This is a genomic window from Capsulimonas sp., from assembly GCF_039929585.1.
In the GTDB taxonomy this organism is placed as follows: Bacteria; Armatimonadota; Armatimonadia; order Armatimonadales; family Capsulimonadaceae; genus Capsulimonas.
Genome location: NZ_JBDSQY010000173.1, coordinates 1 through 22734, shown reverse-complemented (window position 1 = coordinate 22734; position 22734 = coordinate 1). Strand labels below are relative to the sequence as shown.

20 protein-coding genes are annotated in these 22734 nt (G+C 61.2%); 4 read left to right on the top strand and 16 right to left on the bottom strand.

Annotated features, from left to right (window positions below):
* Positions 1–63: 63 nt before the first annotated feature.
* From ABIZ35_RS12195 to ABIZ35_RS12120, 16 genes are all read right to left on the bottom strand, one after another.
* On the bottom strand, positions 64–2361 hold the full coding sequence (locus ABIZ35_RS12195; RefSeq protein ID WP_348220180.1) for a thioredoxin family protein: 2298 nt from the start codon (positions 2359–2361) through the stop codon (positions 64–66).
* Entirely contained in the window at positions 2358–2843 is a 486-nt protein-coding gene (locus tag ABIZ35_RS12190; protein WP_348220179.1) for a protein-disulfide reductase DsbD N-terminal domain-containing protein, read from the bottom strand. The genes ABIZ35_RS12195 and ABIZ35_RS12190 overlap by 4 nt, the downstream gene beginning before the upstream one ends.
* A 177-nt stretch (positions 2844–3020) precedes the next feature.
* Positions 3021–3761: an aspartate/glutamate racemase family protein gene (locus tag ABIZ35_RS12185; protein WP_348220178.1), complete on the bottom strand. Its 741-nt coding sequence runs from the start codon at positions 3759–3761 to the stop codon at positions 3021–3023.
* A complete protein-coding gene (locus ABIZ35_RS12180; protein WP_348220177.1) occupies positions 3758–4003 on the bottom strand; it encodes a DUF2283 domain-containing protein in 246 nt (81 codons plus the stop codon). Before ABIZ35_RS12180 ends, ABIZ35_RS12185 begins: the two co-directional genes overlap by 4 nt.
* 92 nt (positions 4004–4095) lie before the next feature.
* Positions 4096–5298: a redoxin domain-containing protein gene (locus ABIZ35_RS12175; protein WP_348220176.1), complete on the bottom strand. Its 1203-nt coding sequence runs from the start codon at positions 5296–5298 to the stop codon at positions 4096–4098.
* Positions 5299–5387: 89 nt separating this feature from the next.
* Complete coding sequence (locus ABIZ35_RS12170; RefSeq protein WP_348220175.1) at positions 5388–6128, bottom strand: DUF1559 domain-containing protein; 741 nt, start codon at positions 6126–6128, stop codon at positions 5388–5390.
* Between the two features lie 299 nt (positions 6129–6427).
* On the bottom strand, positions 6428–9448 hold the full coding sequence (locus ABIZ35_RS12165) for a BTAD domain-containing putative transcriptional regulator (protein ID WP_348220174.1): 3021 nt from the start codon (positions 9446–9448) through the stop codon (positions 6428–6430).
* A 75-nt stretch (positions 9449–9523) separates the two neighbouring features.
* Positions 9524–10741, bottom strand: coding sequence for a redoxin domain-containing protein (locus ABIZ35_RS12160; protein ID WP_348220173.1), 1218 nt, complete (start codon positions 10739–10741; stop codon positions 9524–9526).
* A gap of 108 nt (positions 10742–10849) precedes the next feature.
* Complete coding sequence (locus ABIZ35_RS12155) at positions 10850–12319, bottom strand: metallophosphoesterase (protein WP_348220172.1); 1470 nt, start codon at positions 12317–12319, stop codon at positions 10850–10852.
* Positions 12316–12561: a galactosyldiacylglycerol synthase gene (locus ABIZ35_RS12150; protein ID WP_348220171.1), complete on the bottom strand. Its 246-nt coding sequence runs from the start codon at positions 12559–12561 to the stop codon at positions 12316–12318. Before ABIZ35_RS12150 ends, ABIZ35_RS12155 begins: the two co-directional genes overlap by 4 nt.
* A 110-nt stretch (positions 12562–12671) precedes the next feature.
* A complete protein-coding gene (locus tag ABIZ35_RS12145; protein WP_348220170.1) occupies positions 12672–13121 on the bottom strand; it encodes a GNAT family N-acetyltransferase in 450 nt (149 codons plus the stop codon).
* 204 nt (positions 13122–13325) lie between these two features.
* Positions 13326–13850 (bottom strand): DUF4328 domain-containing protein, encoded by a 525-nt coding sequence (locus ABIZ35_RS12140; protein WP_348220169.1) that lies wholly within the window; start codon positions 13848–13850, stop codon positions 13326–13328.
* A gap of 9 nt (positions 13851–13859) precedes the next feature.
* Positions 13860–14030 carry a hypothetical protein gene (locus ABIZ35_RS12135; protein ID WP_348220168.1) on the bottom strand — a complete coding sequence of 57 codons (171 nt, stop codon included), beginning with the start codon at positions 14028–14030 and terminating at the stop codon, positions 13860–13862.
* A 24-nt stretch (positions 14031–14054) separates the two neighbouring features.
* On the bottom strand, positions 14055–14756 hold the full coding sequence (locus ABIZ35_RS12130) for a DUF4328 domain-containing protein (RefSeq protein WP_348220167.1): 702 nt from the start codon (positions 14754–14756) through the stop codon (positions 14055–14057).
* 13 nt (positions 14757–14769) lie between these two features.
* The gene (locus ABIZ35_RS12125) at positions 14770–15489 is read right to left on the bottom strand and encodes a DUF4328 domain-containing protein (protein ID WP_348220166.1); all 720 of its coding nucleotides are present in this window, start codon (positions 15487–15489) and stop codon (positions 14770–14772) included.
* A 6-nt stretch (positions 15490–15495) separates the two neighbouring features.
* Entirely contained in the window at positions 15496–16308 is an 813-nt protein-coding gene (locus ABIZ35_RS12120; RefSeq protein ID WP_348220165.1) for a DUF4328 domain-containing protein, read from the bottom strand.
* Between ABIZ35_RS12120 and pabB the strand changes: the two genes are divergently transcribed.
* The 4 genes from pabB to ABIZ35_RS12100 all read left to right on the top strand — a co-directional run.
* Positions 16288–18039 carry an aminodeoxychorismate synthase component I gene (gene pabB, locus ABIZ35_RS12115; protein WP_348220164.1) on the top strand — a complete coding sequence of 584 codons (1752 nt, stop codon included), beginning with the start codon at positions 16288–16290 and terminating at the stop codon, positions 18037–18039. The two genes, ABIZ35_RS12120 and pabB, sit on opposite strands and share 21 nt — an antisense overlap.
* Entirely contained in the window at positions 18036–18668 is a 633-nt protein-coding gene (locus ABIZ35_RS12110) for a metallophosphoesterase (RefSeq protein WP_348220163.1), read from the top strand. Before pabB ends, ABIZ35_RS12110 begins: the two co-directional genes overlap by 4 nt.
* A 109-nt stretch (positions 18669–18777) precedes the next feature.
* The gene (locus ABIZ35_RS12105) at positions 18778–21102 is read left to right on the top strand and encodes a methyl-accepting chemotaxis protein (protein ID WP_348220162.1); all 2325 of its coding nucleotides are present in this window, start codon (positions 18778–18780) and stop codon (positions 21100–21102) included.
* A gap of 166 nt (positions 21103–21268) precedes the next feature.
* A partial coding sequence (locus ABIZ35_RS12100; protein WP_348220161.1) for a PAS domain S-box protein occupies positions 21269–22734 on the top strand: 1466 nt, incomplete at its 3' end.

Sequence of the window (22734 nt, the reverse complement as noted above, 5' to 3'; positions counted from 1 at the left end):
CGTTGATGCGGCTTCGTTGCTGGGGCGGCGTTGACCCATATCAAGCACGAAAATGAAGTGTCGTTATCCCCGTGCGACCGAGACGGCGGCCGCCGGGGCGGCCGTCTGCATGCGCTTTTGGAACTCGGCAACGCTCAGGCGGCCGGTGATGCGCAGGCTCTTGATCTCTTTGCCGCTCGGGTCCAGAAAGACGATGGTCGGCAGGCTTGCAAAGCCGTACTGTTTTTGCAGCGCGACATTGGCGGGATCGTTCCACTTCGTCAGATCGGCGCGCAGAGTGGTGAAGTTCCGTCCCAGGGCGGGCGCGACGTCGGGGTGCTCGAAAACGTCGTGCTCGATCTCCTTGCAGTTGACACACCATGCGGCCGTGAAGTCCACGATGGTCGGCTTGCCCGCCTGCGTAGCGGCCGCCGCCGACTCGGGAGTGTACGGCGCCCACGCCGGAGCGGCGGCGACGGCAGGAGCTGTCGCGGAGGGCGCGGCGATCGCCATGCGTGACCTTGAGAGGAACTGGGTGAATGCGCCCGTGTCGATGATCGTGCCGGCGGTCTTGTCGATCACGTTCCCTGTCTGCGGGTCGACGACGCCGTACAGGGGCAGCGCGACATCGCCGAACTTCGTCAGCTGAAGTTTCTGGTTGGCGGCGTCGCCGGGGCGGTCCGTGTAAAGCTGGACGCGCACGTAGTTGCCGAGTTCTTTGCGGACATCGGCGAGCGGGAATACGTTCTTCTCATTTTGGCGGCAGTTCGTGCAGGTGACGCCGGTAAAGTCGATGAAGAGCGGCTTGCCTTCGGCTTTGGCCTGGGCGAGCGCGACATCGTAATTCGTCAGCCATGTCAAGCCGTCCTCGGAGGCGGCGCCATTCTTCATTCCGTAGCCTGACGGCGGCAGGAAGGCGCTGAAGAGCGCGACGGGACGGCCCGCGAGACCTTTGAAGCAGTAGCCGGCCAGCACCAGGAAGAGCAGGGCGAACGCGCCGCGCGCCAGCGGGACTTTTGCGCCATGCGGCTCAGTTTCGGCGACAATGCCGAAGCGCAGGGTTCCCCAGAGATACAAAGCGGCGCAGAAGAAGATCAGCGACCATGCCGCCAACAGCACCGGTTCGGTCAGCAGCTTCCACTGCCAGACCTGATCGGCGTTGGAAAGAAACTTCAGGGCGGCGGCGAGCTCGACGAAACCGAGCGTCGCCTTGACGCGCGCCAGCCACACGCCGCTCTTGGGGATCTTGCCGATCCACTGCGGGAAGGCGGCAAAGATCAAGAAGGGTGACACAAAGGCAAACGCGAAGACCAGCATCCCGAGCAGCGGACGGAAGCGCTCGCCGCCCGCCGCCGCCACCAGCAGCGTGCCTAGAAACGGCGCCGTGCAGGTAAACGACGCCAGAACAAATGTAATCCCGAGCAGCGCAAGCCCCGTGACGCCGCCGTGTTTGCGCGCCGTATTCTGCATCGCGCCGAGGTTCGCGGGAAGCGTCAGCTGGATCGTCTCAAAGAACGACAGGGCGAATACCACGAAGACGACGAAGATCCCGAGGTTGACCCAGGGGTTCGCGGCGATCTTGTTGATGCCCGTGGCGCCGACTGTCGCCGTCACGATGGCGCCAAGCGCCACATACAGCGCGACAATCCCCAGCGCATAGCCCGACGACAGTCGAACCAGCTTTCCCTTGTCGCCATCGGCCTGCTTGACGAAGTTTGTCAGCGTGATGGGGATCAAGGGGAAGACGCAAGGGGTAATCAGGGCGAGCAGGCCCGCGCCGAGCGCGGCCAGCAGAAACAGTCCAAGCCCGGTGCTGGAAGCTTTCACCGCCGTCGCTGCGGCGGCGATGGCGGGCGGAGCGGCGATGACCTTCGCCGTCGCGAACTCGGGCCGAACCGTTCCGGCGGCCACTGTCAGTGTGACGGGCAGGGTGACGTCGGTGGGTGGGAGGCAGACTTTGTCGTTGCACGTTTGGTAGTGCAGGGTCACCGAGGGAGACGCAATCGGATCGCTTCCGACGCGAAATTGGCGCTGGAAGGTCGCGGCGTTCTCATGGTAGCCGACCTCGCGTCCGAAGTTCGCATCGAACTTCCGGATCACGGTGTCTTCCGTCGTTGGCCCGGCGCTTACCGATCCCGTCAGCGAAAGAATGTCCGTGACGGCCGGGCCATCGACGGCCGGCGTCACGGAGTACACATGCCAGCCCGGATCCACGACCGCCTTCACCGTCACTGTCGCCACTTCTCCGGCATGAACCGGCGAAGGGCTGACCGTGGCGGTGAAGTGGATCGGCGTCGGCGTGCCCGCGCGCGCGCCGGGCGCGAGCGACACGGCGAAGAACGACAGCAAGGCGAAGATCAGGGCAAGGGACGTGCGTTTCATTTCACGGTTACCGATGCGGTCACGGGCGCGCTGTCCGGCGGGAAGCAGCTGGAGTCGTTACAGCCCTGGAAGCCGAGCGTTCCCTTCAGAACCACCTTGCCGGGCTTGGCGGTCGGCGCGATGGTGTAGGGGACAAGGATCACGGCCTTGCCCTGGTAAACCAGCATCGGCTTCTTCTCATAGCTGACGGTGATCGATTTGGTCGCCGGGTACTTCGGCGCGCCGAACTTTACGCCGGGCGTGTTCTCCGCCGTGAAGACCGTCGGAATCAGGTCCGGGTCGTTGGGCTTGTTGGCGTTGATATGGAAGCCGGGAGCGACGTTGACGGTGATCGCCAGCACGCCTTTGCCGCCATGCTTGACGGCGGCGGGCTTTGCCGTCGTGCTCACCTTCGCCACATTCGCGCCGGGCATCTGGGCCAGCGCCGGGATGGCGGCGGTGATTAGCAGGGCCGCGGCGGCCGCAAAAGATCGTCGGGTCATGAAAGATTACCTCTAAAGCAGATGTTCTGAAAGCGTTACCGAATTAGACATTTATACGCAATGGAAAGTTCCAATGTTACGGCGATGCGGCTTAGTTAAGATTATGGGCGGCTCGGGGCGGCAAATTCAGTGTACCTTTTTTGAGCGCACTCGAAATCGTCAAAATCACGGTTAAGATCAAACGGCGGCAAGGACGGCGTGCGAAGCCGGGAGGATGTGGGCGTCCTCTCCCATGGCGTAGGACACCAGAGAGCGGGCGTGCAGAGTTGTGGTGTCGTAGAGCGGCAGCGGCGAATCATCCTGGCTCAATAACAGCATTAACTCCGTACAGCCCAAAATAATTCCCTGCGCGCCGCGTTTGGCCATTTCGGAGATAATTTCGGTCATCCGGACACGGTTGGCGGGGCTGACAATGCCCTGGCAGAGTTCGCCAAAAATGATCTCGTGGACCACGCCGTACATTTCTTCCTGGGGGGTGAGCACTTTGAGGCCCCACTCGCGGGCGAGATGGGCGCGAAAGAACTCCTGCTCCATAGTGTAACGGGTGCCCAGCAGGCCGATGGTGTGCAGTCCATCGGCTTCAATTGCTTCGCCGATGACGTCGCGGATGTCGATCAGCGGGATATTCACCGCCGCCTGCACTTCGGCGGCGACTTTGTGCATTGTGTTGGTGCAGATCGCCAGACAGCCCGCGCCGGCGCGCTCCAGAGACTGCGCGGCGGCGGCCAGCTTGCCGGCCATGGCGTCCCAGTCGCCCTGCTGCTGCAGAGAAACGATTTCCGCGAAGTCACAGGAGTGCATAACGATCTCAGCGGAGTGCAGTCCGCCCATCTTTTCGCGCACAGCTTGGTTGATCTGCTGATAGTAAATCGCAGTGCTTTCCCAGCTCATTCCGCCGATCAGTCCAATGGCTTTCATGGAGTGCTATCTTCCTCGGTTTGAGAACCGCCGGCCGCCAGGGTGAAGGCGCGCTCGGCGAAATTTACGGTGTAGGGAACCGACATCTGCTCGGACGCATCGCTCAGTTCCAGACCGACGATCCGCCCGTTCTGGTCGTAGTCCAGAATCAATCCGGAGCGGTGGGCCTCGCTTTCCTGGATCGGAGCGTTGCAGAACAAGATCCGCAGCTTGTCCTCGTCGGGATTATAGGTCACTTTCATCTTACGTTCGACTTCCCCTGTCCGTTCAGTATGCCGGTCGATCCTCAAATAAGTCCAAAATCACTCTTGCGCAACTCTTCAACGGGAATGCATTATCGAGCAGAGGCGCTTTTGATAGGCTTCGCCACGGTCACTCCCGCCGATTTCAGCGCGTCTTCCAGAGAGTGAGAGCCTTCGGAATAGCCCACCGTGGTCGCGGCGACTTTTCCGTCCTTGTCGATGATATATTGGGTGGGAATTCCCGAGACTTTGTACAGGCTGCCGGAAATGCTCTTGTCGCCGCGTCCCGCCGGATCGTAAGCCGTGGGGAAGCTGTAAACATCTTTCTTCGCCGCAACCCACTTGTCATACTCCGGCTTCGTGTCCCAGACACAAACGGCGAGTACGACAACGTCCTTGTCCTTCACCTGCTGATACACTTTGTCCAGATGCGGCATGCTGGCCTGGCACGGTCCGCACCAGGTCGCCCAGAAATCTAAGATGACCGTCTTGCCCTTGTAATCCGAGAGCTTGACGGAACTGCCGTCGGGCGCCGTCGCGGTGAAGTCGGGCGCGTCTGCTCCCACCGCCAGCAGTTTCGGCTCGACGTGCTCCGTGATCCCCGCCGGCGGCGCCCAGGCGAACTGCTTCGCTGCAATCGGCTTGTTCAGCGTCCACTTCAAGAAATCCGTACGATCTTCTTCACGCGTCTTTCCGTCCGATATGACAAACGTGGAGCGGCGGCGCGGCAATCCCGTCTTAGCATCGATCCAGAGCTTATGGACTTCCGTGATCGGAGGGCGTCCGCCAAACGAGCGGGTCGGATAGGTATCCGTGCGCAGGGTCATCGCGTGGCCATCCAGCTTATCGCTGCTGACCGTGCGCTTGATCTCAGGCGCCTCCGGAGCGGCGTCGGGATGGAAAACCACCCCAAGACTCGCCATGCTGCTGATTTCCGAGCTAGGCGCCTCGCCCGCCTTCGGCGTATCGATCAGGGAGTACGTCTTTTGGAAGCCGTTCACTTCATGCGCGGTCGTCCCGTCCGAGATCAGGGCCGACGGCAGTTCCCCCTTACGCATTGTGGGAACCAGCGTGGTGTGAAACGAACCGGGCCGGGCGATATCCGTCGTGATCTTATAAGCTGCGACCATCTTGTCCTGGCCAGCCGCGATGGACCACGTTTCTTCAACATGGATCGTTTTGGCGGAAAGAAGGGGCGACACTGGAGCGGCCCACGCGGGGACGGTGGCGGCGCTGAAGGCGGCAAGCGCGGCGAAGGCGATGCGCGAAGACCGTCGGGATGCTGGAATAACCATAGGGGCGAATCCTTGTATTGCGGGAAGAAGGGCGATGGAAGTACGCGCACGCCGGTCACGGCGTGCGCGCAGAGTGGATGAAGAGAGAATTAGCTCTTCTTATCAGGCTGATAGTAGTAGTCATCCTGGTCGGCGATTCCGGTGCGGGGACCGCGCAGGATATCGCCGATATTGTTCGTTTTGATGGCTGCCGACGAAGTCGGCAAAAGCACCGGCTTCATCGCCTTCACGTGTCCATCGCACCAGAGAATATTTGCGGAGCCTTGATGACGGCCATGCGCCCCAGGACTTTTGAGGGATGGCCAGGCCACCGTTGTGGAGCGATAGAGAGCGCCATTCCAATATCCCGCCGCGTCTAAAAGCAGAATCGTATCGCTAGGAGATGTAAACTTTGCCAGCGTCGCTTCGGTGAACTGGCCCGTGGACAAGTATATCATCATATTCAGCCCGTAGGCAGTGGGAACATTGGATGTTTCTTTGCTAATGCCTGCGGCGTCCATGCAATCCAAAATCGGGATGTTCTTCATATACGGCTGTAGCAAGCCGACGGTTTGGTCGGTGTTAATCCCGTTATTGCCGTACCACGTATAATTGCCGATTTGAGGGGGAAACAGCGTCTCGTCATAGTCCTGTGCGTATTGCATCCCGGCAAGACCGATCTGACGCAGGTTGGAGGAGCAGCTGATCTGGCGGGCCTTTTCACGAGCCTGGGCGAAGACGGGGAACAGGATCGCGGCGAGAATCGCGATGATGGCTATGACGACGAGGAGCTCGATAAGAGTAAACCCTGATCGCTGAGATCGGAAAGAAGGGCGGGTGACGGCTTTCATAAAAGTTTCCTTTGCGCTAACGTTTTTCACGGAACAGACGAACGGGGCCATGGGGGCCTCCTGTTGTCTGGTCAGCCGGATAGAAGTTTGACTATTTTGTCCGTAGTCAAACTCGCTTTTAATGAGTCTGCCGCGTCCTTGCGGTGTGGCGATCTGTCGGCAACATCGCCAACCACTGGATGAGAGTGATGTGTTTATTATACGGACCGACTCCCAAAAGACTCCTAAATCGTGGTGATTGAGTCTTAAATTTACCGAATATTGAAAATTTTTGGGTGAATTGTGCGAAAAAACCGTACTTATGCGCGCCTTTCCTGGCTTTCCTTTACGGCGTCCGACGCCGAGAGGGCTCCGCCCGCCGCCCAGGCGGCGGCGAACGTGGCGTCGCCCAGAGCGGCTTTGGCGCGGGCGGTATCGGCTGCGAGCTGCTCGGGATCGGCGGGGCTAAATGAAATTCCGAGCGTAGTTCTCAGGCTTTCCGAGGCGGAGAGCAGGCGAACTCCCGGTTCGAAATGACCTTCGGCGCAGGTCAGATGCCCGAGTTCCTTGACACACCAGGCTTGGACGCGCCGGTCGTCGATCTCCACGGACAGTTTCATGGCTTGAGCCAATGCGGATCGCGAATCGGCGTAGCGATGGTCGATCAGATTGACCGTTCCGATGTTGAGCTGGGAGATCGCCATCCGATGGCGGTCGCCCAGCTTTTGGTGTTCCGACAATGCTTGATGCAGCAGATCGCGGGCCGCTTCCAGATCGCCGCGATAGCGCGCCACCAGGCCGAGATTATTGAGAGCGGCGGCGGCTTTGTTCTGGTTGCCCAGCATTCGGTGCAGACGCAGGCTTTCGGAGAGAGCGTCCCAGGCTTCGGACCAGCGCTCTCGCGCGAGCGCGATCCTGCCGAGACTGTGAACGGCGCTGGCGGACATCGCCTCGTCGCCGGCGCCCAGCGCCAGGGAGCGCGCTTCCTCCAATAGCCGCACGGCCGGTTCGTAGTCTTCATGCATCATGGCGATCTCACCGAGCATCTCCAGGGAGGCCGCCATGCCGGACGCGTCTCCCAGCGCCCTCCAGGCAGTCAGCGCCTCGTTCGCATAAGACTCAGCCTGTGTGAGATCGGTCAGGCCGTGAAGCGCGTTTGCATACGCATGCAGCGCCCGCGCCCGCAGGCGCGGACTGTCTTCCGACGGATCGACATTGAGACTGAGCAGCAGTTCCAGGCGCTGCTGCGCTTCCCGGAGATAGCCGCGCATCTCCCAAAATATGGAAAGCGCCACCGCCATGCGCAGGCCTTTCTTTCCCTCACGGCGTGCGATCAGCCAGTCCAGCGCGGCGCGCAGATTGTCGTGCTCCGCGTCCAGCCGCGCGAACCATGCTGTCTGATCCAGCGACGCCATCGGCGGCCCTGCCTGCTCGGCGAGCGCCAGAAAGAACTCGGCGTGTCGCTTTTGAAGCGGCTCTTCCACAGCCAGTGTCCATTGCTCCACGGCAAACTCACGCAGTGTCTCCAGCATCCGGTAGCGCATCTCGCCGGCCGCTTCTTCCGCCGTAACGAGCGATCGTTCGTGCAATTCCGTGATCGCTTCGAGGGTGGAGAGTGGCGACAGATCGGAGCCTTCCCGGCAGATCGCCGTCGCGGATTCCAAAGTCCATCCCCCTCGGAACACGGAGAGACGCACGAAGAACGCCTGAAGATCGGGGGAAAGGAGCAGGAAACTGTACTCCAGGGTTGCGCGCAGGGTGCGATGCCGGGCGGCGATGTCCGTGCGGCGGCTGACAAGCAGATCGAAGCGGCGGTTCAAATGCGCGACCATCTGCGTGGGGGTGAGCGTCTGCGCCCACGCGGCGCACAGCTCGATCGCCAGCGGCAGCCCGTCTAGTCGGGCGCAGAGACGCGCGACATCAGAGGCGTTCTGCGGGGTCAGGGCGAACGAGGGGCGGACCGCCTGCGCGCGATCAACGAACAAGCGCACGCTGTCGATGCGCATCAGCTGCTCCAGCGCTGCGCCCTGCGGCGCGAAGGACAGCTCTTCCGTCGGGGCGTCCAGCGGGGGGATGTCGATCTCGCGTTCGCCGTTCAGATTGAGGCGCTGGCGCGAGGTAATCAAAATGGTCAGTGACGGCGCCCGCTCCAGCAGAGAGCGTACGATGGGCGTCGCCTCGTCGATCAAGTGCTCGAGATTGTCCAGCACCAGCAGGGAAGGCTGCGCCGCGAGCGCCGCCGCGACCCGCTCCAGCGGCGCGGCGTCGCCGCTGGGCGGCAGCATGAGAAGATCGGTGAGAACGCCGGGGATCAAGCGGGCGTCGCTGAGATCCGCGAGCGGCGCGAAGAAGACCGCGTCTTGGAAGTGGGGACGGAGGCGGGCGGCTGTCTCGATCGCCAGCCGCGTCTTGCCCGCGCCGCCCATTCCTGCGAGCGTCACCAGCCGCGCGCCACCCGTTTCTATGAGGCCCTGCACCTGCGCGATTTCCAGTTCGCGTCCAAAAAAACGCGTCATTTGCATGGGGAGCGCGGAGCCAGCGCGCATGGGAGCCGGAGAAGCGCTGTTTGGGGAGCTGTTCTGGCGAATACGCGCCATCATCTCACGTGCGGCGGGGGAAGGCTCGTCTCCCAGTTCCTTTGCGAGCAGACGCTCCATCTCCTTGAACTGGCGCACTGCGGCGGCCGGCTGCCCGGAGGCGCCGAGCAGGCGTATCAAATTGCAGTGGAGCTCTTCCGCGATGGGATCGGCGGCCAGCGCGCGCCGCGCATAGTCCAAAGCGCTTTCCCATTCATGGCGCTTCTCATGATGATCGATCAGGCGGCGCAGAACGGGAAGGTACAGGCCCAGCAGGCGCTCGCGCTCCGTGAGAACCCAGTCATCGTAGTATCCGGGAAGCAGGTCGCCGTGATAGAGCGCGGCGGCGTTCTGGAGCGCTTCAAGCCGAGCATCGTCCATGCTTGTGACGGCGTCGCCGGACTGCCCATTCCGGACGGCCTTCTCGAACTCCCCCACGTCCGTGGTGAAAGAAAGGGAATCGAGACCGACGGATTGCCGGTCCGAGAGGATCACACCGCCGCGTAGTGTTCCCGAAGGCTCCAGCTGGGTCCGCAGCCAGCCGACCGCCTGCGAAAGGCGATTGCGTCCGGCGTCGAGATCGGCATCCGGCCAGAGCAGGTCGATCAGCGCCTCGCGCGTATGACGCTGAATGGGGAAATAGGCCAGATAGGCCAGTAGAGAGGCGGTCTTTTGTGTTTGAAAGCGCTCTAAAACGAGGTCGCCGCTGCGGCCGCGCATCGCGCCGAGCAATTCGAATTTCCAGTGAGCGCGAGGCGATTCCATACGGCATTCTACCATATGGCTCACAAAGAAAATGTTCTGGCTCCCCTCTCCCGAAACGGAAGAGGGGAGCGGGGGTTACTTCGCGGATGCGCTCTTGGGTTCTGCGGGGATGTCCACGCCGAGTTTGACGAGCGCCTTTTCGAGCACGTGATCGTTCTCATCGTAACCGACCGTCGTCGCGGCGACCTTGCCGTCTTTGTCAATCACATACTGGGTGGGAATGCCCGTGACATGATAGAGCGAGCCGGCGATGCTCTTTTCGCTCGACTGCCCGGCCGGATCGAAGGCGGTCGGGAAGTTGTAAACGCCCTTCTTCTCCGTCACCCATTTGTCGTAGGCCTTCTTGTCATCCCAAACGCACACGCCCAGCACCGCGACGTCCTTGTCTTTGACCTGCTGATAGACCTTCTCTAAGTGAGGCATGGCCGACTGGCAGGGGCCGCACCAGGTCGCCCAGAAGTCCACCACGACCACCTTGCCCTTGTAATCCGAAAGCTTGACTTCCTTGCCGTCGGGCGTGATCGCGGTGAAGTCCGGGGCTGCCGTTCCGGTGGCCAGGAGCTTGGGCTCGGTGTGCTCCTTAGCGCCTGAGGGCGGCGCCCAGGCGAACTGCGCGGCCGGGATCGGCTTGTCCAAGGTCCAGCCGGTGAAGTTCGTCTGCTGCAAGACCGTGGTCTTGGCGCCCTGTTTGACGGAGACGGCCATTCGGAACGGCAGTCCCGTGTTGGGATCGACCCACTTCTTTTGAATAATAGTGTAGGATGCGCCGTCGCCGCCCTTGCCAGAGGGGTACGTATCGGTAAACACGTTCAATTTGCGGCCGCCCACGGTTTCGACGCTGGCGGTGCGCTTCACTCCTGAATGCGGGCTGGGTTTCTCATTGGGTTTCAACAGGGCGTCCACAGACGCCATGCTGTACGCCTGGGACTGGAACGACTGGCCCGCCGGGGGAATATCGCTGACCACGAACTCGTTGGCTGGGCCGTTATACTCGTGCGCCGACTTGCCGTCGGTCACGAAGTAGGACGCATGCTTGGGTGCATCCGGGCCGGGATTGGCGCGGACCATATCGATGCGGATCTTGTTCGGCTTTGTGACGCGCACGGCCATCTGGTAGCGGGGAACCAGTTTCTGCTGAGCGTCGGGCGCCAGAAATGTTTCCTGAACCTGGATTGTTTTGGCGGCGGCCAGCGTTGTCGCCGGGGCGGCGGATGCGTGTGGTGACGCCAGAACGGCGCAGAGCGTCGCCAGGACGCCAATCGTCTGAAATTCGCGAGCTGTGTTTGTCGTCATGTCGATGCCTCTTTCGTGGACGATTTTCATCAATTCGATGCGATTCAATAGTGCGGCCGAGAAGTTGTGTTTCATGAAGAGTACGCGGCGTTTCGGTAATTTTGTTCCCTATTTTGCCGTTGCGAACGTGCGGCGTGAAATAGAATATTCATTGAGCGCGCCGTCCAGCGCCACTTGATCGATCCAGAGCAGTTTGGGCTTGGGGCCGCGTGAGAATGTCAGGACGGCGGCGGTGAGGGGGACGCCGTCGCGGCGGTCGAGATAACGCAGCCCCGCCCCGCCGGTCGTCCCGGCGTTGCAAATCACGGTGGAGCCGACCAAATTGATATATGCCCGGTGCATGTGCCCGCAGAGGAGCAGAGGGACGCGTCCTTCCAGTGAGGCTTCCGCCAGCGGGTTGTGCGCACAGACGATGCTCGGTATCGTGTCCAGGCGCGCGACATCTTCCGCGAGTGCTCCGCTGGAGTCGCGCAGCGAGGCGAGCGGCGTGTCGACGCTGCCGATTCCCGCTCGTGCGGAGCTGGGATCAGGAAGGCCGAGGACGGTCAGGCCGTCCACCACGACGGGCTGTCCGTTCAGGATGATGGCGTTGGGATTGGCGCGCACGGCGGCGACGGTGGTCTGGGAGTCATGGTTGCCGGCAATGAAGAGATACGGAACGCCCAGTGCGCCGACGCCGCGCGCGATCGGCGCTTCGACGGGGGAGCCATAGTCGCTCAGATCGCCGGTGTCGATGACGAAGTTTACCTGAAACTTTTGGGCCAGCTCTCGGACGAAGTCGATGGCGGCCGTGTTGTTGTGGATATCGGAGATGTGCAGAACGCGTACGGTCTTGCTGTCGTCCTCCGGCGTGATCGCCGAATCTCCAATGCGGCCGTAGAGAACGTTGAGGTTTCCCGCGACGATCTTCAATTTGTCCGAGAGGGCGTTCGCGCTGCGAAACGCGCTGCTGACGAGCGTCGTGACCGCCCGCGCCTCGCGCAGCGAGCCGACAAAGGTGGGCTGGTCGAACGCCTTGGCGTTGTACGTCCTGAACGTCCCATAGAGCATGAGGCCCATGAAGACGCTTCCGAGGAGCGCCGCGGCGACCCATACCCGAATACGGCGCGCGCGAAGAAGCAGCGGTCCGAGCAGGGCGCCCAGCATCCCCAGCGTCACTTCGCGCAGGGCGAAGCGCGTCAGGCTGTGGCGCGCGACGGCGGCGAACTCCCGCTCCAGATCCTTGCGCGGCGGCATATGCTCCACCAGACGTCCCAGGTTTTCAAAGGAAACGGAGCGAAGACTGACTTCCAGAGCCAGCGGAGTCTTATGGGTCGCCGCCCTCACTTCGCCGAGAGGGGTGAACACCAAATGCGTCTCGCCATGCCGGGCGGGATGAATGCTCACCTGGACATCAAAGGCGCGCCAGTGGTAGGTCTGCGCGCCGAAGCTGGTGACGACAAAGGCCGCGCCGAGCAGACTCAGAACGGCCAGAAGAAACACGCGCAGTCCACGCCGCACGATGCGCTTTTGATGGAGATGACGCAGGCTCAGACGCGTCGAAGCGCGCTCGCTTGAATCCTGAGTGAGTTCGCTCAAATCGCGTCCGTTGTGACCCACTGAACTTCGAACTCTTCCCTGTCGCCCATGGCGTCCCGGAGAAGGGTGACCAGACGCTCATCGGCGCCCTCCAGCTCGAACATCTCCAGCGTGTCTTCGTTGAGATAATAGTCGGTATCATCGGCAGAATCCTCTTCCAGGTGGTTCATGAGGAACTCCAGCTGTTCGGGATTGATCGCGCCGATCTCCGCTCCGGTTTCTTTGTCGAATAGTGTGGTCATGGGTAAGCCTCGCCCGGCGTCGTCGCCAGTAAATTTCGGGTACAGGGTACCCGCGTGCTCATCAAATGTCTAGTTCTGCGTTGCCTGGATCGCCGGCGGCGAGATGTGTCTCACACGAGCCTTTTGTTCATGACGAAGCGCCCTGGCGTCACGAACCCGAATTTCTTATAGGCGTCGCGCGCCGCCGTGTTGCCGTCGGACACTTGAAGCTCCAGCGCCCGAACGCCGCGCTCCCGGCATGTTTGCTCCGCAAAACGCAGCGCGGCGGCGGCGACGCCCTGGCGGCGAAACTCGGGCTGGACGTACACATCGGTGATGGTCGCCTGACGCCCGCCAAACTCAATGTCATAGCCGAATGTCGTGATGAGGTAGCCGGCGGGCGCCTCGTCTGCGCGCATCAGGCAGATGAAACCCAGCGCGGAGTCCGTGAGCAGCGACGCGACGGCGGGGCGCAGCACGGCGTCGTTGAACGGAATATGCTCGTGCGCGTAAAGCTGGGCGATCATTGGCAGCAGCGTGTCGATGTCGGCCGGCGAGGCGATTTGTATGTCCGGCGTCATATTGTGAATCTTTCCTAGTAAGCTGTTAAGTTAAATTCTTGCGCGGAACGCGCAAGCCTGGCGAATGAATTCGCGGCTAAAAGTACGGTCACCCGCCTTCGCGGGTTCAGAAGTCCGCGAATGTCGACGGCTGTTTTTGTGGGCCGGTACCCGACGCGGCGGCCGATGAACATTGCCCGTCGTTGTCATGTCCATTGCTGCTGACTATCCCAGAGCCGCCGCCGCCTCAGCGTATCGCGCGTCTTGACGTCGTGTGAGCGCCTTGATCACAAATATTCCGAAGATGCTGGAAACAATGCTGAATGTTCGCATGATCAATTTGAGCGACTGATCCGGGCCGTCATAGGAGCCGGAAAGAATAAAAGCGCCCGCCGTGAGCATTGCGAGGACATTGAAGCCCCACCAGATATTGAGCAGCATCGTGACATGCACTCGATGTGCATTCCCTCCCGAGGCGGCCATCTCACGCTCCGGCGCTGTCGCTTGCCAAACTTGACGAAGCGCGAGATAAGGCGTAAAGAAGCAGACGAATGGGATGAGCTGAGACGCCGCGACGAAGCCTGGATTATAGGAAAGCGATGTGGCGCCCAGCGCAAACGTATTTTTATAAAGCCGATAATTCCAAATCAGAAAAAGAATGGCGCCAAGAACAGCGGGAATCATCGCGAGACCCGCGATCACATCGCCGCCTCCCATGGCTGCGCTGGGCTCCTGAATCTGCTTAATCACCGCTACCGTTTACATCACGATGACAGGAACTTGAGCCGTCACCACTCCTAGCGCCAAGCCTGCGGTGGAGGCGTATCCCGCCAGCATTGAGCGCCGCCGCTCGCGATGGTCATGCGCGGCGCTGGTCGGCGGGGGCGGCCAAACGTTTTCGAATTCGCTTGTTGGTGGGAACTGCTCCATGAAGCTCATCTTTCACAAACAGGGTTAAACTTGCAGGCTCGTCAAGGCTTCGGCGTGACGTATCTCTTCGCGCCTGGACAAACGTACTGCGAGGATGATCATGAGAATGCCGCTGATCAATGAGGTCAATCCGATGAATAGATAAGATGTTGGGTCAGAGGAGCTATTTACGTCTCTGGAGTTTAGAGCGATGACCAAGCTATAAAGGAGATAAGCAATCCACCAGCATACAATGATGGGAGCGAAGGGGACCGCTTTCCAGCGTCCACCGGCCTGTACGACGCTTGCTTGCGATGCTGATGCGCGCCAAATCTCTCCAAAGATGACGACAGGCTGGTAAAGATTGACAATCGGCAGCATGCACATCAGGACGGCGATCCCAGGAATGGATTTCAGGCCGTGAACACTCAGTGCGGTGAGATTTTTGTAAAGCCGATAGATCCAAACATAGAACAAAATTCCCGCGATCAGGCGTGGAAGATTTGAGATGTCCGTTAAATCTTGCGCCTCAGACGTTCTCCTGGGGTTCGCCAGCAGGACAAGCACTGCGGAAATGTTCAAAAGAACGGTAGTGGCGACAAAGCCGATCATCCAGCGTGTCAGCGCAACCGGAGACCGGTATTGCATCAGCAGTGTGATCCTCAGGCTTTGGGATTCGTCGGGCGTATTGCTGGGCGGCGGCGGCCAGACGCTGCTCGGGCTTCCGGTTGGCGGAAACTGTTCCATAAATAATGCTTTCTTAAAGATAAGTTGGGAATGATTGCGCCTGCTCCCGCGCCTTGGCTTCCTGGCGGCGCGAGATGGTGGTAACCACGGCGATGCTGAGGGCGACGGAGACGGCAGCCAGGATAAGAAAGAGTACGGTTGAAGCCACAGTTGTGAGACCGTTGGTAAGGACTTTGTCGAGCATTCTCAGGAAGAAAACATGAAGTATGACTGACGACCACCACCAGCCGATTAGAGGGGACGAGGGGACGCGCTGCCATGCGACCTCGTCTCGACTGTCAACACCGGGAGTTCCGGCCTTCCAAAGTTCATGGAAAACCATGAACGGGCGATAGAGGTTGACGACTGGAACGAAGAACCAACCAACCGCCCAGGCCGCCGTGGTTTCCAGCCCGGCGGCTTCGAAGCTGTCGAGGTTTCTGTAGGCGAGAAACGTCCAGCGCAAGAAGATGATCCGGTACGCAAGGTATGAGACGCAAATCAACCCTAAGACTAAACCCGCTACCAGCGTGCTGCTGATTGCGCTGATGCTTTGAATCGCATGACCGTGTAAGAGCTTAATCCCCAGAGCACCGATAAAATCGAATACGCCCAGCGCGGCGACGGCGCGGGCGAGCGGAAGAAGCGACACGAATGGGCGGAGCGTGGGGGCGATGTCCGGCGTCGTGGGCGGCGGCGGCCAGACCGAATCGCCCGATCCACCGGGCGGAGGGGAGTACTGCATGGTTTTCATCTTTCTTCAAGCCGTCTCATAATACAGAGCCGCCGCCGTCTCGGCGTACCGTGTTTCCTGGCGTCGAGTGAAAAGGAGTACTACAAAAATTCCCAGAATATGTAAGATAATATCGGCGAGGCCCAGAACAATGAGGGTCGGCCTGCTCCCGCCTGCGGTCATTGCGTAGACGCCATGGGCGTATGAACCTATGGTGACAAGAATAGACACACCCCAGCAGACGCTCAATAGCGCGGATGCGCGCACCTGACCCCATTCTCCGCCAGCCGCCGCCAGCTCCGCATCAGAAGCCGTCACACGCCAGACTTCGCGAAGCGCAAGATACGGGACTATGAGATTGACAACCGGGATAATCTGAAACGCGACTACAGACCACGGCGTATAGCGAAGCGCGGACACGCCTAGCATGGCCGTGTTTTTGTAAAGACGATACATCCAGATCAAAGAAAGGATGTTCTGAATCAGCAGAGCCGTCGCCGAAGCTGCTGAGAGAGGATCGATAAAATTGGATGGCTGGGGCAAGGTCCATCCGGCAATCCATACAACGACCGTCGCTGCTCCCAAAACGATTTCAAGAATTTTTGTCCCCACAACTCCTCGCGCTAGGCCGGCGGTCGAAATATAATTCGCCAGCATCGAGCATAGGCGGCTGCGCCTGTTGTCTTCGGCGACGACGGGCGGCGGAGGCCAGACGGAGACGGGATCGGGCGGCGGGGGCGGCGTGGTAGACATGATCTTTGTGCTATTATACGATAACTCCGCTCGCTTGTCCTGCATCCGTTCGCCGCGTACGCCGTTATGACCGATCCGATTGTCCAACTTGAGTTCCGCGATTTTGAAGGCGCGCCGCGCCGTCTGGCGTTCGCCGACCCCATCGAAATTATCTCCGCGCTGACCCTTTCAGAAGTTCTTCCTGCGCTGCGGCGCGTGGAGCAGGCGTCGCAGCGCGGCCTCTGGGCCGCCGGTTATGTCGCCTACGAAGCCGCCCCCGCCTTCGACCCGGCCCTGGCCGCTCCTCACGCCGGCGATCTGCCGCTGGTCTGGTTCGGCCTATTCCGAGAGCCCCTTGCCGATTTTTCAATGGAACAAGACGCCGGCGAATATGCATTAGGAGAATGGGATGGGGGCGACGCTGAGTACGGCGACGCCGTGCGCGCGATCCGTGAGGCGATTGCGGCGGGCGATGTGTATCAGGTCAACCATACGGTGCGCCGCCGCGCGGATTTTCACGGAGACGACCGGGCGTACTGGCGCGATCTTATTCGCGCTCAGGGCGTGCGTGGGTACGGGGCGTATCTGAACCTGGGCGATCAGCGAATCTTGTCGGCGTCTCCCGAGCTGTTCTTTGCGCTGCGCGGGCGGGACATCGCGCTGCGTCCGATGAAGGGGACGCGGCCGCGTGGGCGCTGGCGGGAGGAAGACGCGGCGCTGTCGCGCGAGCTGGTGGCGTCCGAGAAGGAGCGCGCCGAGAACGTGATGATCGTGGATTTGATGCGCAGTGACGTCGGGCGCATCGCCGAGATTGGCTCTGTGCATGTTCCTTCGCTCTTCGACGTTGAGACCTATCCGACGGTGCTGCAAATGACTTCCACCGTCGCTGCTCGTCTGCGATCGGACGTGGGCCTGACGGAGATCTTTGGGGCGCTGTTTCCCTGCGGCTCGGTGACGGGCGCGCCGAAGGTGACTGCAATGCGGGCCATTGCGCGCCTGGAAACGTCAGCCCGACGCGCCTATTGTGGGGCCATCGGTTATATTGCCCCATATCAGTCCGAGATCGTGTTCAATGTGGCGATCCGCACGGCGATTGTGGACAAGGCGAAAAATGCGGTGGAGCTGGGCGTTGGCAGCGGGATCACCTGGGACTCCGATCCGGAGGACGAGCGCGCCGAGGCGCGCGGCAAGGCGCGCTTCGCCGAGGCGCCAGCGCCTCCGTTCGAACTGCTGGAGACCCTGCGCCTGGAAGGCGGCGAGTATGTTCTGCGCGGGCGCCATCTGGAGCGGCTGCGCGAAACGGCCGAGTATTTCGATTTTCCTTTTTCTCCCGAAAGTATCGAAAGCGCATTGGACGACGTGTCCCGATCGCTCGGCGATGGGCCGTGGCGCGTGCGGCTTCTGGTGAGCGCCGATGGCCGGGCGCGCGTCGAATCTACACCGTTGCCGCCGGCCGCTTCCGACCCGCTTCCGGTGGCGCTTGCCAAAGAAGCGATCCATCGTTTTGATCCGTTTCTCTGCCACAAGACGACGCGCCGCGCGGTTTACGAGCGCCACAAGAGCGCGCATCCCGGCGCGTTCGACGTTTTGCTTTGGAACGAAGAGAACGAATTGACTGAGTTTACCGTAGGAAATCTTGTCGCGGAGATCGGCGGCCGCCTTTGGACGCCGCCGCGCGATTGCGGTCTGCTCGCCGGAACCTTTCGGGCGGAGCTGCTTGCCGCCGGCGAAATCGCCGAGCGAGCGCTCCCGCGCGAGGTGCTTGCGGAGGCGACGCGGCTGTGGCTGATTAACAGCGTGCGCGGGTGGGTTCCCGTGACGCTGATGGAGTGTGAATGAGAGTTATTGCGATGTCGGATGTCCACGCGCGGTTCGATCAGTTCCGCGCCGCGACGATGCCGGCGGCGGATCTGTGCGTGATTGCGGGCGATTTGACGAATATGGGCATGCGAAGCCCGGCGGAAATGCAGGCCATGACCGATTGGCTGCGCTCAATGGCGGAGACTTATCCCCATGTCCTCTGGATTCCCGGAAACCACGATATCGGAATGTCCGATGAGACCCTGTCCATTCCGAACCTGCACTGGATGCTGGACCGGACGCTCTCCTTCGACGATCCCCAGGGCGGCGGGCCGATGTCCGTTCACGGCGTTTCTTTGACCCCTGCCTACGAGACGCCGCAGCTGATGCGTCTCTGGGAGCGTCTGACGCTCGATCCCGAGGCCGAAGCGGCGGCTTACGACTTTCCCTACGCCGATATCGTCATTTCCCATGCCCCTCCCTACGGCCTGCTGGACCGTGCGGGCGGCCCGCATCTGGGTTCGCGACCGCTGGCCAAATACATCCAGAAGCATCAGCCCAAGGTCGTGGTCTGCGGACATGTCCACGGCGCGGTCGGCGCGCTGGCGCTCGGCCGAACACGGATCTTCAACCTCGCGAAGCGCTGGCGTTTGATCGACGTCGAATAATTCTCTCACAGTCTCAAGGACGGGAACCTTTCTGCCGACAATTGGGGAGAAGCTCGTAATTATACAAGCGGCTTCGTCACTTTAACGCCAGTCAGGAGCCCCGTCCACTATGTCCCTTCCATCCATCCGCTTACGCACGATTGCGCAAAAACTCTGCCTTGCCGTGGGACTTGCGACCGGCGCGGTTTTGATCACAACCTCCTGGCTTAGCTACAATACGAGCCGTCATCTTCTAGAGCAGCAGGCCGACGCAAAGGCGCTGGCGCTGCTGGATTCCACCGCCCGGCGTCTGGATACCTACATACAGCAGTGCGGCGCGCGCACCGACGCCGTCGCCGCGCGTCAGGAAGTCATGGGCGCCAAGCCCTATACAAAGATCGTTCCTTACCTGGCCGCGCTCCTGAAGCGCACCCCCGAGAACGAAGCTTACGACTTTTACATCGCCTACGACAAAATGAAGGCCAAGGACACGCTGTCCATGCCCTGGGTGACGCGCAAGAGCTGGCCGAATCTCGATCAAGTGACGTATGACTATCACGATCTCGCGCAGGATTGGTACAACGGGGCAAAGACAACCGGCAAGCCGTATGTGACCGAGCCGTACTTTGACGACGGCGGCGCCAATATCTCAATGGTGAGTTACACGCAGCCAGTTTATGGCCCCAATCATGAATTTGTCGCCGTGGCGGGTGTCGACCTGGCGCTCGACCAGCTGCGCGCCATTATGAGCGGCGTGCGAGTTCTGGGCGACGCCAAGGGCTCGGCGGAGTATTCCTATCTCGTCAGCCGCAATGGACAGTTGATCACGCATCCGGATGAAAAGCTGCTGCTGGGCAAGGGTTTTGCGGGCGCTCCCATCAAATCTCTGCCGGACGGTAAGCTGATCTCAGCGGATGAGCATGGCGAGCAGGCTGACAAGATCAACGGCGAATGGCGGCGCGTTTACTGGGCGACGGCGCCGTTTACTGGCTGGCGCGTCGTGATGAATGTCTCGCAGGACGCCGTCCTTGCCCCCAGCATCGCGCTGCGCAATCAGGCGCTCGTCATCAGTCTGGTAGCGACGGTCCTGATGCTGCTTCTCGTTTGGTTCATCGCCAATCGCCTGGGCCGCTCACTTGCGCCAATGGCGGCCGCCGCCGAAGCGCTCGCCAAGGGCGATGTAGATCAGACGATCGATGTCCATAGCAATGACGAAGTCGGCCGCATCGCCGACGCCTTCCGCTCGCTGATTGTCTACCAGAAAGAAATGGCGCACGCGGCGGAACGGATCGCCGCCGGAGACCTGCGGCAGACCACGCAGCCGCAATCGGACCGCGACGCCCTGGGCCACGCCTTCCAGGCCATGGGAGCCAACCTGCGGCGTCTGATCGGCGAGGTCGGCGCGAGCGCCGCCACCGTGACAGGGTCGGCGGCGCAGCTGGCGAGCACGGCGCGCAATGTTGGCCGCTCCACGGAAGAGATCACGGAGACGATGCGCGAAGTGGCGACGGCGTCCGAGCAGTCGGCGCGCGGCGCCGGCGATGTCGCCCATAGTAATTCGGTCCAGGCGAATTCGGTCGCGGACAGCGTGGGCTTGATGCGAAAGCTGGAGCACAGTGTGGACCTGGTGGCGGCGGACGCCGCGCTCGCCGCTTCCGAAGCGTCGAGCGCCAGCAGCGCAGCATCCCAGGGAGCGCGTACGGTGGAGGCGACTGTTCTGGGAATGCAGAACATCCATCGCACGGTCAGCCAGTCCGCGCAGATCATGGAAAGCCTGGGCGCCGCTTCGCAGCGCATCGGCGGCATCGTCGAAACCATCGACGCCATCGCCGCCCAGACCAATCTCCTGGCGCTGAACGCCGCCATTGAAGCGGCGCGCGCCGGAGAATCGGGCCGCGGCTTCGCCGTCGTCGCCGATGAAGTGCGCAAGCTTGCCGAGCGCTCCGGCGCGGCAACCCGCGAGATCGGCGCTCTGATCGGTGAAGTGCAGACCCGCACACAGGAAGCGATCGCGTCGATGGATGCTGGCCGCAAGGACGTGGAGAACGGCGCGTCACAAGCCGAGCAGGCGGGCGCGGCGCTGAGCGAGATCCAGAAAGTCGTCGAATCGGTGACATCGCGCGCCCAGCAGATCCGCGAGGCGGCTTCGCAAATGCGCGGCGCCACCACGGAAGTCTCTCAGGCGCTGGCCGCTGTCGCATCGGCCGTCGATCAAAACAGCGCGGCGGCCGAGGAGATGTCGGCGTCGGCCGAGGAAGTCTCCGCATCCATCCAAACCGTCACCTCGACGACGGAGCAGCAGAGCAGCGCGGTCGAAGATTTGGTCAACGCCTCCGGCGAGCTGGCTCGGATCGCGGAAGCGCTCCAGAATGGCGTCTCTCGTTTCACCCTCGACGCCGAACCTGAGCAGCCCGCCGCCATCACATCCGGCCGGCCAAAGCTGCGCATCGCCTAGCTTCGTGAACGGAGTTGAGATAGCCCTGCGTGTTCCGCGCAGGGCTTTTTTGTCTGTATTTCTCAATCCGCACTGAGAAAGTGAGCTTGGAACGCCGAAAATAAGACTGGTCTATGCTTGCGCCGCAAGCACGGACGACCCTAACACATATTGCATGCAGGCTCTTATGTTGCGAACTCAAAAATTATCGGACCGCATCCGTCGTTTGACCGAGGCCCCCAAATCTTCGGCGTGGTTTATTTTCGCCGTTACGGCCGTGACCCTATGCGTCATGACGGAATACGAGCAGATCAAAGAGCTCGTGGCGCCGGGACTGTCAAAGTGGCAGTCGCATATCGTGACGATCCTTTTCAGCGCCCTTGTGGCCGCCATTTCCACGGTGGCCGCCATTTCCACGGTGGCCGCGCAGCGGCGTTACTGGGCGCTGCATGGCCAGTACGAGCGTATTTCCGCAAAAGCTCCTGGCATGGTCTATCGCTTCACGCTCCACCGGGACGGAACTCCGGAGTTTGAGTTTGTGAGCGAGGGCTGCCGGGGCCTGTATGAAATGTCGCCCGATGACGTTCGCTGCGATGCAATGCGGATCATCAATCTCATCCACCCCGACGATCGTTCATCGTTCGATCAGACGGTTGGGGAATCCGCGCGGACTCTGGACCTATGGAAGTGGGAAGGCCGCTTTTGTTTGCCCAGCGGCGTCGAACGCTGGATCCAGGGCGTGTCGCGTCCGGAGCGCCGCTCGGACGGAGCGACCGTGTGGGATGGGGTGCTCGTTGATATTACCGACCGCAAAGCCGCGCAGATTGGTCTACAGCAGGCTCACGAAGAATTGGAGCTGCGCATTGAAGCGCGGACGTGTGAGCTGGTAGAGACTCGGGACTTTCTGCGGAGCGTGATCGACGCCGCGCCAAGCATGATCTTTATCAAGGATGACGCCGACCGTTTTGTGATGGTGAACCAAGCATTCGCCGACTTCTTTGGAGTGTCGCCGGAAGACATGACCAGTCTCAATCAGGTCGGCCCGGGCGGCGAACGCGAACGTTCCGCCGACTTCGACGCCCCGGGCGCGTATGTGCTTCAGGATCAGCGGGCGAAATTCGTCGCCGAAGAACAGATGCGGGATCGCGAAGGGGCGCCGCGCTGGTTCCAGACGGAGCAGCGTCCGCTGATCCACGCCGACGGAACGTGCAGCCAAATACTTGGGGTCTCCACGGAAGTCACCGAACGTAAAAGATCGGAAGCCGAGATCTGGCGGCTGAATGACGAATTGGAGCTCAACCTCGCGGAAATGCACGCCGCGTACGATGCGACGATCGAAGCGTGGGCCGGTTTTCTGGACCTCCGCGACAAAGAAACCGAAGGGCACAGCCGCCGGGTCACCGAGATGACGCTGCGCCTTGCGATCAAATTTGGCCTCAGCAATGACGAGCTTGTCCAAATCCGTCGCGGCGCCCTGCTGCACGATATTGGTAAGATGGGCGTTCCGGACGCCATTTTACTGAAGCCTGGCGCGCTGGACGCCCAGGAATGGGAGATCATGCGCCGGCACCCCGCGTATGCCCACGATCTGCTGGAGCCGATTTCGTTTTTAGCTCCGGCCATGGAAATTCCCTACTGCCATCATGAGCGCTG